This is a genomic window from Streptomyces coryli, assembly GCF_011044975.1.
In the GTDB taxonomy this organism is placed as follows: domain Bacteria; phylum Actinomycetota; class Actinomycetes; order Streptomycetales; family Streptomycetaceae; genus Streptomyces; species Streptomyces coryli.
In genome coordinates this window covers 1-12,329 of sequence record NZ_JAAKZV010000009.1, presented here as the reverse complement: position 1 = coordinate 12,329, position 12,329 = coordinate 1, and the positions used below count along the sequence as shown (strand labels likewise).

The 12,329-nt window shown below is 73.3% G+C and carries 11 protein-coding genes and 1 pseudogene; 9 read left to right on the top strand and 3 right to left on the bottom strand.

What is annotated here, in order from left to right; all coding sequences use genetic code 11:
- Nucleotides 1–78 precede the first annotated feature (78 nt).
- Nucleotides 79–741 (bottom strand): hypothetical protein, encoded by a 663-nt coding sequence (locus tag G5C51_RS04095; RefSeq protein WP_165231751.1) that lies wholly within the window; start codon nt 739–741, stop codon nt 79–81.
- A 166-nt stretch (nt 742–907) separates the two neighbouring features.
- Here G5C51_RS04095 and G5C51_RS04090 point away from each other — a divergent pair, with 166 nt between their 5' ends.
- From G5C51_RS04090 to G5C51_RS04080, 3 genes are read left to right on the top strand one after another with little or no spacing between them, the layout of a single operon-like run.
- Nucleotides 908–2,863, top strand: a complete 1,956-nt coding sequence (locus G5C51_RS04090; RefSeq protein WP_165231748.1) for a sensor histidine kinase — start codon at nt 908–910, stop codon at nt 2,861–2,863.
- Nucleotides 2,860–3,510 carry a response regulator gene (locus G5C51_RS04085; protein WP_206313400.1) on the top strand — a complete coding sequence of 217 codons (651 nt, stop codon included), beginning with the start codon at nt 2,860–2,862 and terminating at the stop codon, nt 3,508–3,510. The genes G5C51_RS04090 and G5C51_RS04085 overlap by 4 nt, the downstream gene beginning before the upstream one ends.
- A 5-nt stretch (nt 3,511–3,515) precedes the next feature.
- Nucleotides 3,516–4,430 (top strand): hypothetical protein, encoded by a 915-nt coding sequence (locus G5C51_RS04080; RefSeq protein ID WP_165231745.1) that lies wholly within the window; start codon nt 3,516–3,518, stop codon nt 4,428–4,430.
- A gap of 7 nt (nt 4,431–4,437) precedes the next feature.
- Here G5C51_RS04080 and G5C51_RS04075 read toward each other — a convergent pair whose 3' ends face one another.
- Together G5C51_RS04075 and G5C51_RS04070 are read right to left on the bottom strand one after the other, a co-directional pair.
- Nucleotides 4,438–5,631: an alginate lyase family protein gene (locus G5C51_RS04075; protein WP_165231743.1), complete on the bottom strand. Its 1,194-nt coding sequence runs from the start codon at nt 5,629–5,631 to the stop codon at nt 4,438–4,440.
- 78 nt (nt 5,632–5,709) lie between these two features.
- Nucleotides 5,710–6,312 carry a hypothetical protein gene (locus G5C51_RS04070; protein WP_165231741.1) on the bottom strand — a complete coding sequence of 201 codons (603 nt, stop codon included), beginning with the start codon at nt 6,310–6,312 and terminating at the stop codon, nt 5,710–5,712.
- A gap of 172 nt (nt 6,313–6,484) precedes the next feature.
- Between G5C51_RS04070 and G5C51_RS04065 the strand changes: the two genes are divergently transcribed.
- The 6 genes and pseudogenes from G5C51_RS04065 to G5C51_RS04040 form a co-directional block, all read left to right on the top strand.
- On the top strand, nt 6,485–7,384 hold the full coding sequence (locus tag G5C51_RS04065; RefSeq protein WP_165231739.1) for a CopD family protein: 900 nt from the start codon (nt 6,485–6,487) through the stop codon (nt 7,382–7,384).
- A gap of 95 nt (nt 7,385–7,479) precedes the next feature.
- Nucleotides 7,480–7,956, top strand: coding sequence for a (2Fe-2S)-binding protein (locus G5C51_RS04060; RefSeq protein WP_165231737.1), 477 nt, complete (start codon nt 7,480–7,482; stop codon nt 7,954–7,956).
- Entirely contained in the window at nt 7,953–10,319 is a 2,367-nt protein-coding gene (locus G5C51_RS04055) for a xanthine dehydrogenase family protein molybdopterin-binding subunit (protein ID WP_165231735.1), read from the top strand. Before G5C51_RS04060 ends, G5C51_RS04055 begins: the two co-directional genes overlap by 4 nt.
- Complete coding sequence (locus tag G5C51_RS04050; RefSeq protein WP_165231732.1) at nt 10,316–11,170, top strand: FAD binding domain-containing protein; 855 nt, start codon at nt 10,316–10,318, stop codon at nt 11,168–11,170. The genes G5C51_RS04055 and G5C51_RS04050 overlap by 4 nt, the downstream gene beginning before the upstream one ends.
- On the top strand, nt 11,167–12,015 hold the full coding sequence (locus G5C51_RS04045) for an AAA family ATPase (RefSeq protein WP_165231729.1): 849 nt from the start codon (nt 11,167–11,169) through the stop codon (nt 12,013–12,015). The genes G5C51_RS04050 and G5C51_RS04045 overlap by 4 nt, the downstream gene beginning before the upstream one ends.
- Nucleotides 12,012–12,329 (top strand): annotated as a pseudogene (locus tag G5C51_RS04040) (hypothetical protein); the annotation flags it as partial. The gene G5C51_RS04045 and the pseudogene G5C51_RS04040, both read left to right, overlap by 4 nt.

Sequence of the window (12,329 nt, the reverse complement as noted above, 5' to 3'; positions counted from 1 at the left end):
AGCGACCCCGGCCCGGGGAGCGGGTCGGGGTCGCCGTGATCGGTTCGGAGCTGAGCCTCCGTCAGGAGTGTTTCCTGGCTATGCCAATGACGTATCGGCGGCATGAGAGCTGTCAGGAGCACGCCCGTTGCGGACGAGGCGCCGGTGCAGCAGCAGACCGACGGCGATCAGCCACAGCGGCGTGACGTAGAAGACGCCGATGCCGGTCGGGCCTGTCAGGCAGAGCACGCCGAGGACGACGGTCGCGATCGCGAGGCCGCGCGGCAGCAGCGCCGTGCGCAGCCCGCCCAGGCCGGTGGCGATGAACAGCACCGCGGTGCCCGCGGCCCACGGCATCCAGCTGAACTCGTTGACGTACTCGATCGACGCGACCACCGACGTGCGGCCGTCCACGGCGGCTTGCGCGGCGCTCATGTCAAGCAGCGCGGTCAGCGCCGCGGAGACCGAGAGCAGCAGCCCGCCGGCGAAGGCCGCCGAGGAGTACGTGGACTCGCCCGACTCACGCGAGCGCAGCGCCTGGCGCAGGCCCGTGGTGAAGAACAGCACCAGCACGCTCAGATAGCCGGAGCAGATGGCCGCGATGAAGGCGCGCGCCTCGTGGTCCTCGAGCCAACGGGCGGTGTCCGCGGGCCCATCGGTGACGCCCGGCATCCCGTTCAGCAGGATCTCGGGAGCGGCGAAGAACACGGCGGCGAGCACCGCCGCAAGCGGAAGAAATCGTTCGAATCGACTGATCGGCATCGTGGTGGGTCCCCTCCTCCTGGCGCCGCGGGCCCTCGTCGGCCGCGGCTCGGGAAGGACTCTTGCCGCCCGCGTTCCCGGGCGCCTCGGGCGGCGGTCCCGACCTGTCGGGGAAGTCGTCCCGGGCGGCTACCGCGGCCCCGCCGGCGCGCGCACACTGACGGGCATGAACCGGCCCCCGGCCGCCGCCGCCCGCATCGCCGCACCCGCGATCGTCGCGCTGGTGGCGGCGGTGGACGTGGTGGCGTATCTGTATCTGCGCGGCAGCGACACCGACCACGCCGCGCTGTTCCTCGCGCTGCTGCTGTGCGCGACCCTCACCGCGTCCGTCGTCGGCGCGCTCATCGTCCGCCGCCAGCCGCGCAACGCGGTCGGCTGGCTGCTGCTGGTGCACGGCCTGCTGGTCGCCGTCGCCCTGGGTTACGACGGCTATGCCGAGGCGCTCTCCCCCGCGGCCCGCGCGGACTGGGACCGGATCACCTCGGGTGCCTGGGTGTTCGTCTACCTGTGCCCGGCGCTGATCGGCTATCTCTTCCCCGACGGCCGTTTCCTCAGCGCCCGTTGGCGCCGCTTCGTCTATGTCTGCCTCGCCTGCTATCCGCTGCTGGTGGCGATCGCGGCCGTCTCCCCCGACTCCCCCGCCGTCTTCGTGCCGCTCGCCGGCGTCGCGGCGAGCCTGTTCGGCGCGGTGCTGTGCGCCCGCGCCCGGCTGAAGCGGGCCGAGGGCGCGGAGCGGGAGCAACTGCTCTGGTTCGTATGGGCGGCGCTGGGCATTCCGGCCGGGATCGCGATCTGCTGGGTGGATTACGCGCTCACCGGCGAGGCCGGACCGCTCACCTTCGCCGGCGTCACCCTCGCCGGCTCGGTGATCCCGCTCGGCATCGGCGCGGCGGTGCTGCGCCGCGGCCTGTTCGACATCGAGCTGGTGCTGAGCCGCACGCTGACGTACGGCGCGCTCACCGCGATGGTGGTGGCGGTGTACGCGGGCGTCGTACAGGGCCTCGGCCGCCTGCTGGGCGGCGAGGGAGCGGCCGGGCTGATCGCGGTCGGGGTGGTGGCGGCGGCGATCCAGCCGGTGCACAGCGCGGTGCGGCGGCGGGCCGAACGCTGGGTCTACGGCGACCGCGCCGACCCGCTCGCGGCGCTGCGCCGGCTGGCGGAGCGGCTGGAGGGCTCGCTGTCGCCCGCTGAGGTGCTCGGCACCGTCACCGGCACGGTGGCCGAGGCGCTGCGGGTTCGGCGCGCGGCCGTGGAGCTGCGGCGCGACGCCGGGCCGTCCGCGGCACCGCTGACCGGCGAGGTGGTACGGGCCCCGCTGACGTATCAGGGCGAGCCGCTCGGCGACCTCGCCGTCGAGGTGCCGCCCGGGCGGCAGTTGACGGCCGCGGACCGGCGGCTGCTCGCCGACCTGGCCCGGCAGGCGGCGGCCGTGGTCAATGCCGTGCACCTCACCCTCGACCTGCAGCGCTCCCGCGCCCGCCTGGTCACCGCCCGCGAGGAGGAGCGCCGCCGGCTGCGCCGCGATCTGCACGACGGCCTGGGCCCGTCGCTCGCCGCGATCGTGCTGAAGCTCGACGCGGTGGCAACGACCGCGACGGGCGCTCAGGCGGGGGCGCTGCTGCGGGAGTTGCGCACCGAGACCCGGGCGGCGATCGCCGAGATCCGCCGGCTGGTGGACGATCTGCGCCCGCCGGCGCTGGACGAGGTCGGCCTGGTGGCGGCGATCCGGCAGCAGGCGCAGCGCCTCACGCGGCTGGCTTCCGGCCCTCTGGTGATCACGGTGGAAGGCCCGGAGCAGCAGCCGCCGCTGCCCGCCGCGGCGGAGGTGGCCGCGTACCGCATCGCGGCGGAGGCGCTGACGAATGTGGTCCGCCACTCCGGCGCCTCCCGGTGCACGGTGGTGGTCGCGGTGGACGGCGCGTTGGAGCTCCGGATCGCGGACAACGGCGCCTCGGCAGCAGCCGGCACCCGCCCCGGCGTCGGCTGGGAGTCGATGCGCGAGCGGGCCGCCGAACTCAGCGGCTCCTGCACCATCGCGCGCCGGCCGGAGGGCGGCACGCTGGTCCGCGCCGTGCTGCCGCTGCCCGCGCCCCGGCCCGTACGAACAACGGGGGACGCATGATCCGCATCCTGATCGCCGACGACCACCCCGCCTACCGGGCTGGCCTCGCGCTCATGCTCGCCGCCGCGCCCGACCTGGAGGTGGTCGCGGAGGCCGAGACCGGCACCGCGGCCGTCGCGCTGGCCACCGAGGCGCGGCCCGACGTCGTCGTGATGGACCTGCGGATGCCGGAACTCGACGGCATCGAGGCGACCCGCCGGCTGCTGGCCGCGGACCCGGACCTAGGCATCGTCGTCCTGACCATGTTCGAGGACGACGACTCGGTCTTCGCCGCGATGCGCGCGGGCGCCCGCGGCTATCTCCTCAAAGGCGCCGACCAGGAGGAGCTGCTACGGGCCATCCGCGCCATCGCCGCCGGCGAGGCCATCTTCGGCCCGGCGGTCGCACGCCGGGTCATCGAGCACTTCGCCCAGGGCAGCGCCTCGTCCCGGACCGCCTTCCCCACCCTCACCGACCGCGAGCGCGAGGTCCTGGACCTGATCGCCCGCGGCAAGGGCAACGCAGCCATTGCCCACGAACTGGTCCTGTCGCTGAAAACGGTCCGCAACCACGTCTCGAACATCTTCGGCAAACTCCAGGTCCCGGACCGGGCCGCCGCCATCATCAAGGCCCGCGACGCGGGCTACGGAACGCTGCCCGGGGCCTGATCGGCGTGCGGGCACTGAGTTGGCTGGGCTCGGCAGCACTTCAGGGCGCCTGCCTGTGGGTCGCCGCGCAAACCGTACGCGGCTTCGGCTTTACCGGTCCGCCGGGCCGGCAGATGTTGGCGGCGGCCGTATTGGCACTGGCTACGTCAGCGGCGGCCACGGCGCTCAGCTGGTGCTTCAGGCGGTACCTGCGCAGGCAAGAGGCCGCGCGCGAGCGGTGGCGTCAGGAGTTGGACCTGAAGGCCATCACGAACAGCGGGAAGAGCAAGCAGGAGACCAGTGAGGAGTTGATGGCGGCCTATCGCGAAGCTCCCGGCATCAGCTGCCTCCCCACAGTGGCCCCATTCCTCTACTCCCCGCTGGCATTCTGCGCGGTCCTGGGCCTGTGCCGCCTCGCCGGTCTCCCCTTCGAACTGTCGGGGCTGTGGGCGGGTCTCCTCGCCTACGCCGTATGCAGCGTCACGGCCTTGCTCACGGTGGCGCCCAAACTCGTACGACGGAAGCCGGGCACCTTGCTGGGTGGCGCCCGCTACCGGCTGGCCGGCTATCTGGCCGTCCTCGCCATCCTCGCGTCGGCCGCCGCCCGCCTGCCCGGCGTCGAGCTGGCGAACGGCCCAGGGTGGCGCCAAGCCGTCACCCTGGCCGTACTGGCCGGCGCCTACCACCTGCCGGACTATCCGTACGTCTTCGCCTCCGCCCGCCGCGATGTGCCGCTCCGGCTCGCGCTCAGCGCCGTGAAACTGCTGGCCATCTGCTGGCTCGGCGGCTTCCTCGACCTTCGCTTCCAGGTGAGCTTCAGCGCCGGAGTGCTGCTCTTCGCCGCCCTCACCGCCGTGTCCTGGCCGCTGCAGCGGCTCTGGGCACGGTCGGTGCGGACGGCGTTCCGGGATGCGCTCCCGGCGGACTCGGAAGCGGAGTAGCGCCGGATCAGACCGCCGCGCCCGCGTGCGTCAGCGTCTCCCACGATACGAACAGGTCGTCGGAGCCGGCCGGGCGCTGGCGTGCGATCAGCTTTGCCGTCTGGGGCATGGGGAGGCCGAGGCGGTCGGCGAGGTGGTGGTAGCCGACCTCGGAGTCGTCGCCCATGTTGCGGGTGACCTTGCCGCCGCACAGCCACTTCGGGGCCTTCGCACCGAGCTGGTACTTGGAGTGGAACTCCATCGCCGCGCGCAGCCGGTCGCGCTGCTCGCCGTAGAGGTCGACGCCCTGGTGCCAGGCGGTCTCGGCGATGTGCGAGGTGGCGGCGATGGCGTAGCCGATGTGCATGAAGTTGCGGCAGGTCTCCTGGCCGAGGCCGCTGACGAAGCGCGGCTGCTTGAACCAGAAGTTCACCAGCTGCGCCCGCCCGTGCACCCCGGTGTCCGGCGGCTCGACCGGCTGCTTGCCGTCCGAGGCCAGGTAGAAGTACGCGGGCACCCGCGCCCGGAAGCGGCCGATGGCGGTGTCGAAGGCCTTGCGGTCGTCGAGGTAGACCGCGATGCCGATGGCGGCGTCGGTCATGGCCAGGTCCCAGTTGCCGTTCTGCGGGGCCTTGCGCTGCACCATCGGCAGATAGACCTCGCGCAGCATCCGGTCGAAGCGGCGCTGCTTCGGCCAGTCGGCGTACGTGTGCTTCATCAGCTCGCCGGCCTTCGCCCAGGACGCGCCGGACCAGGCGGTCTGCAGCGGGGCGTTGTCGTCGGTGTGCTTCTTCAGCTTCCCCGACCAGCCGTCCATGATCTTGAGCGCCTTCTCGGCGTGCTTCCGCTCGCCGGTGACGTTCCACATCAGCGCCTGGGTGTACGCGGCGATGGCGTCCTCGCGCTCCTCGGTGCAGCCGTGGCCCGGCTTGGCGTCGAAGGGGCACTGCACGTTCGCCCGCGGGTGGGACTTGTACGTGAGGGACCCGTAGCGGCTCTCGCGCATCTCCTGGAACGCCGACTTCCACGGCTCCGCCCCGGCCGCGACCTGCGCGCGGGTGAAGGCGAGCTGCGAACGGCTCTCCAGGACGCCGGGGTGGTTGAAGCGGGGGCCGGGGGCGGGCCGCGGCCGGGCGCTGGCGGCGAGCGCCTGCTGGCCGGTCAGCGCGGTGAGCAGCATGAGCATCAGAGGCAGGAGGAAGACCCTCCGGATTTCCACCATGCGGCCACTCTTCTCCCGGCCGCCGCGGACCGCAGGTTCTGCTGGGCCGAAGCGGTCACGCCGGGCCGCTGGGCCCGCTCACTGGATCAGCAGCCACGTCATCCCGAGCGTCATCGCCACCGACCCGATCTGCGGCGCCGTCACCAGCAGCCGCCGCTGCCGCTTCACCAGCTCGGGCCTGGCGTCCTCCGGCGCCGCCCCGCGCCGGTGCCGCCCCGTCCCCGGCGCCTCCAGCACGGGCCGCACCAGCGGCCAGCTCGCCGCCCCCAGACACACGGCCGTGATCAGCGCGGCGGGCGGCCCCAGCGTCGCCCCGCCGGCGAGCATCAGCGCCATCGCGGCGTTGCCGCTGAGCAGCAGCAGCTCATGCGGCCGGAACGCCCGGCGCCGCCGCGCGCGCAATGCCATCGACACCGTGAGCGCCACCGCCGCCGCGCCGAAGACCAGCGCGAGCGGCCGGTGCGCGGTCGCGGGCGACCCAGGGAAGAGCAGATAGACCAGCGCGCCCGCCATCCCCGCCCGCGCCCCGTCGTCCACCGGATGCGCGTCGCTCAGCAGCGGCACCGCGAGCAGCCGCAGCAGATGCAGCGCGAGCACCCACCAGAAGACCCCGAGCAGTGCCAGCTGCACCATCAACGCGACCATCGGGGGCGCCGCCGGCGCGTCCGTTCCGCCACCCATGTGCCCGTACTCCTTCCAGCCGACCGGCGTCCCCCTGGTCAGGGCAAGATTTCCCGGGTGACGGGCGAGGGATGCTTCGCACACCCGTCCGCTACGGGCCCGCCGCCACACCATCGGATGGGTTTACGGACCGCCCCGGCTGCCCGCGCCGCCCCCGGGCACGGATGCGGGCATGCACGAGATCAGCGGATTACTGGCCGCCGCCCCCGGCGTGACGGCCGTGTACGCGATGCTGCGCTGGACCGCCCTGGCCGGACTCGTGGTGGTGACCGGCGCCGCGGTGTGCGCCTGCGTGTGCCGTCCCGACGGCCCGTCCGCCGTGGCGCTGCGCCGGGTGCTCGGCGCCGGACTCGCCGCCGGCTGGGCCGCGGGCCTGGTCCTTCTGCTGCTGCCGGGGCCGCTGTCCCCCGCGGGCGTACGGACCCGCGCGGGCCTGCTCCTCGCCCTCGGCGCCGCCTGGCTGCTGGCCCGCCGCGCCCTGGCCGCCCCGGACGCCCGGCTCGCCCGCCGTATCGCCACCACCGCGGGCGCGGCGGCGACGGCGGTGCTCGCGGCCGGCATCTGGTACATCGGCGAACTGCCGGTCGGCGCCCCGTTCATCCTGCCGCTCGCCGCCGCGGAGACGGCCCAGCTCGCGGCGACCGCGGTCTGGCTCGGCGGCACAGTGGCGCTGGCGGCGATGCTCATCGCCGAACGCGACGCCGCCCAAGCCCTCACCGCCGCCCGCCGCTTCGCCCCCGCGGGAGTGGTCTGCCTGCACCTGCTGATGGCGACGGTGAACATGGAGGCCTGGCAGTCCATCGGCAAGGCCCCGACTCTCCTCGCGACGGGCTACGGCCAGCTCCTCCTCGCCCAGATCGGCGCCCTCACCCTCCTCCTGGCCCTCGACGCCCTGGCCCGCGCCTGCGCCTCCCGCGACACGGCGGCGGCCCCGTCCGTAACCAAACCGGCCCACCGGGTGGTCCTGCACCGCACCCTCGCCGCCCAACTCGCGGTCGGCGCCGCCCTGTTCCTGATCGCCGGCCCGATCCCCTTGATCACCGCAGACCTGCCGATTCCGCCCCAAGGTTGACAGCGCGCGGAGCCTCGTCACCTCACGAAGTGCGGCCTATTGTGCGACCCATCACATCGCATGACGGACATCCCGCCCGTCCGACAGGAGGGCACATGACCCGCATCTCGGTGAAAGTGGACGGCACCGGCTACGAGGACGACGTAGAGCCGCGCCTCCTGCTCATCCACTATCTGCGCGACCATCTGGGCCGCACCGGCACCCCCGTCGGCTGCGACACCGGCAACTGCGGCGCCTGCACCGTCGATCTCGACGGCAGCACCGTGAAGAGCTGTTCCGTACTCGCCGTGCAGGCCGACGGCGGCGAGGTGACGACCGTTCAGGGGCTCGCGGAGAACGGCGAACTCCACCCCCTGCAAAAGGCGTTCCACGACCAGCACGCCCTGCAGTGCGGCTACTGCACCCCGGGCATGCTGATGGCCGCCCGCGACCTGCTGGCGGAGAATCCGCACCCCACCCCCGAGGACGTACGCCACGGCCTGGAGGGCAACCTCTGCCGCTGCACCGGCTACCAGAACATCGTCAAGGCCGTGCTCGCCGCCGCCGGTGAGCAGCGGGAGGCGACATCATGACCACCTCCTCAGAGCCCGAAATAGGCCGCGCCCGGCTCCGCAAGGAAGACGCCCGGCTCATCACCGGGCAGACCAACTGGACCGACAACATCACCGCCCCCGGGCTGCTCCACCTCGCGATCCTCCGCTCCCCCATGGCGCACGCCCGGCTCGACCGCGTGGACGTCGCCGCGGCCCGCGAACGCCCCGGCGTCATCGCCGCGTTCAGCGGTGCGGACCTGGCCGCGGAGCAGGGCTCGCTGCCCTGCGCCTGGCCGGTGACCGAGGACATCGTGCTGCCCGACCACCCGCCCGTCGCCGTGGACGAGGTCCGCTACGCGGGCGACCCGGTCGCCGTCGTCGTCGCCCGCGACGCGTACGCGGCCGCGGACGCCCTCGAGGCGATCGAGGTCGACTACACACCGCTCGACCCGGTTCTCGACCTCGAGGCCGCCCTCGCCGACGACTCCCCCCTCGTGCACGCCGACAAGGACACCAACCGCTGCTTCAGCTACCACCAGCCCTGCGGCGACTACGAAGCCGCGAAGGCCCGCGCCGACGTGGTGCTGCACCGCCGCTATCACCAGCAGCGGCTCATCCCCTCCGCCATGGAACCGCGCTCCGTGGTGGTGCTGCCGGTGGCCGCCGCCGGCGAGTACACGCTGTACTCCGCCACCCAGATCCCGCACATCCTCCGCGTCATGCTCGCCGTGACCACCGGCATCCCCGAGCACAAGCTGCGCGTCATCGCCCCGGACGTCGGCGGCGGCTTCGGCTCCAAGCTGCAGGTGTACGGCGAGGAGGTGCTCGCGCTCATCCTCGCCAAGCGGCTCGGCCGCCCGGTGAAGTGGACCGAGACGCGCTCCGAGGGCAACCTGGCCACCCACCACGGGCGCGGCCAGATCCAGGACATCGAGATCGCGGCCACCCGCGACGGCACGCTGCTCGGCCTCAAGGCCGACCTGCTGGCCGACATGGGCGCGTATCTGATGCTGCTGACGCCGTCGATCCCGATCCTGGGCGCCACGATGTTCCCGGCGATCTACAAGATGGACGCGTACGACTTCCGCTGCACGGGCGTCTTCACCACGCAGACACCCACCGACGCCTACCGCGGCGCGGGCCGCCCGGAGGCCACGTACGCGATCGAGCGGATCATGGACGACCTGGCCGCCGAACTCGGCCGGGACCCGCTCGAGTTGCGCCGCCACAACTGGATCAAGCACGAGGAGTTCCCGTACACAACGGTCGCGGGCATGACGTACGACAGCGGCAACTACGAGGCCGCGACCGACCGCGCCCAGGTCCTCTTCGGCTACGACGAGCTCGTCGCCGAGCGCGCCAAGCGCAATGAGCAGGGCGACATCTTCCGGCTCGGCATCGGCATCTCGACGTATACGGAGATGTGCGGCCTCGCGCCGAGCCGCTGGCTGCGCGACATGCGCAGCGGCGCCGGCGGCTGGGAGGCGGCGAGCATCCGGATGCTGCCGACCGGCAAGGCCGAGGTGATCACCGGGACCAGTCCGCACGGGCAGGGGCACGCGACCGCCTGGAGCCAGATCGCGGCGGACGTCCTCGGCATCCCCTTCGAGGACGTCGAAGTGCTGCACGGCGATACGAAGCTGGCGCCGGTCGGCCTGGACACGTACGGCTCGCGGTCGCTGGTGGTCGGCGGGACGGCCGTGTACGAGGCCGCGCAGAAGGTCGTCGCCAAGGCGCGGCAGGTGGCCGCGCATCTGATGGAGGCGAACGAGGCCGACCTGGAGTTCAGCAACGGCGCCTTCACGGTGCAGGGCTCGCCGGAGGCGCAGAAGTCCATCCAGGAGGTGGCGTTCGCCGCCTTCACCTCGCATCACCTGCCCGACGGCATGCAGCCGACGCTGTCGGCCGAGCATGTGACCGACCCGGACACCTTCTCGTTCCCGCACGGCACCCATCTGTGCGCGGTCGAGGTGGACACGGAGACGGGCGCGGTGAAGATCCGCTCGTACGTGTGCGTGGACGACATCGGCAAGGTCGTCAACCCGCTCATCGTCGAGGGCCAGGTGCACGGCGGCCTCGCCCAGGGCATCGCGCAGGCGCTGTACGAGGAGGCGGTCTACGACGAGGACGGCAACCTGACCTCGGGCACCCTGGCCGACTACCTGGTCCCGGGCGCCCCCGACCTGCCGGAGTTCGTGACCGACAGGACCGAGACCCCGGCGACCTCGAACCCGATGGGGGTGAAGGGCGTCGGCGAGGCCGGGACGATCGCGTCGACTCCGGCCGTGGTCAACGCCGTGGTGGACGCGCTGCGTCCGCTCGGCGTGACGGAGATCAGGATGCCGTGCACGCCGGAGCGCGTGTGGCGGGCCATCCAGGAGGCCAAGGAGGCGAGCCGATGATCCCCGCGGCATTCGAGTACGCCCGCCCGGACAGCATCGGCGAGGCCGTCCGGCTGCTCTCCCGGGGCGGCGACGAGACGAAGGTGCTGGCTGGCGGCCAGTCCCTGATGCCGATGCTGCGCATGCGGCTGTCCTTCCCCGACCTGGTCGTGGACGTCGGCCGGATCGACGAGCTGCGCGGCGTACGGGACGACGGCGACCGCCTCGTCATCGGCGCGATGACCACGCACCACGACGTCATGCGCGACCCGCTGGTCCGCGAGCACGCGGGCCTGCTGGCCGCGGCCACCGCGACGGTCGCCGACCCGGCGGTCCGGCACCGCGGCACCCTCGGCGGATCCCTGGCCCACGCCGATCCGGCCGGGGACCTGCCGGCGGTGGTGCTCGCCCTGGACGCGGAGCTGGTCACCACCGAACGGACCATCAGGGCGGCGGAGTTCTTCCGCGACTACCTGCAGTCGGCGCTGGCCCCGGATGAGCTGCTCACCCAGATCCGGGTGCCGAAGCTGACCGGGTGGGGCTATCACTACGAGAAGTTCCACCGGGTGGCGCAGGCCTGGGCGGTGGTCGGCGTGGCCGCCGCCGTGCGGCGCGACAACGGCCGCATCGCGGAGGCCCGTATCGGACTGACGAACATGGCGCCCACGCCGGTGCGCGCGAGCGCCACCGAGGAGGCGCTCGCGGGTGCCGACGCCACCGGACCCGCGGTCGAGGAGGCGACCCGGGACGCGGCCGAAGGCACCCGCCCGTCGGCCGACGCCTCCGCCACGCCGGAATACCGCGAGCACCTGGCCAGGGTGCTCACCCGCCGCGCCGTGCTGGCCGCGGCGGGACCGGAAAGGACAGCATGACGGACACCACGGGCGGGCCCGCGCAGCTGCGGGCCCGCCTCGCCGCCACCGGCTATCTGGCCGACGACGGCCTGGCCACGGCCTGCCACCTCGCGCTCGCCCTGCACCGGCCGATCTTCTGCGAGGGCGCGCCCGGCGCGGGCAAGACCTCCCTCGCGACCGCGCTGGCCGAGGCCCTCGACGCGCCGCTGATCCGGCTGCAGTGCTACGAGGGCATCGACGCCGCCCAGGCGCTGTACGACTGGGACTTCCCGCGCCAGCTGCTGCACCTGCGCGCCGGGCACGACGACACCGACCTCTACGACGAGCGCTTCCTGGTCACCCGCCCGCTGCTGCGGGCGCTGCGCACCTCCCCCGCGGTGCTGCTGATCGACGAAATCGACCGGGCGGACGACGAGTTCGAGGCGTTCCTGCTGGAGCTGCTCTCCGAATACACGGTCACGATCCCGGAGCTCGGGACCGTACGGGCGGTGGCTCCCCCGGCCGTCGTGCTGACCTCCAACCGGACCCGGGAGGTGCACGACGCGCTCAAGCGGCGGTGCCTGTACCACTGGTTCGACCATCCGGACTTCGCCCGCGAGCTGGCGATCGTACGGCGTCGGCGCCCTGACGTATCGGAGCAGCTGGCGCGGCAGGTGACGGCGGCGGTGCGGCGGATCCGGGGGGCGGATCTGATCAAGCCGCCGGGGGTGGCCGAGACGATCGACTGGGCGGAGGCGCTGGCGGTGCTCGGCGCGGAGGCGCTCGAAACTGACTCGGGGGTGGCGACGCTCGGGACGGTGGTCAAGTACCACGAGGACCTGGAGCCCGCCCGGGCGGCGCTGCGCGAGGAGTTGGGGGCGTGACCGGCGTGCGCGGGGCGCGCCTTGCCGCCCCGGCCGGCGACGCGGACGCCGTCCTCGTCCGCTTCGCGCACCGCTTCGGCGCGGGCTCGGACCGTACGCTCGCGTTCCTCGCGGCGGTCGCGGCGGCGCTGGACGCGGGCCACCGGGCGGACGTGTACTGGGCGGGCCGCCTGACCCTGTGCGGCAGCAGGGCCGAACTGGACCGCTACGACGAGGCGTTCGCGGCCTACTTCTCCGGCCACGCGCCACTCCGCATCCCCGCGTCCCGCCCCCGCCTCACGCTCGCCGCCCTCGCCGGCGAGGCACCGCGGGAC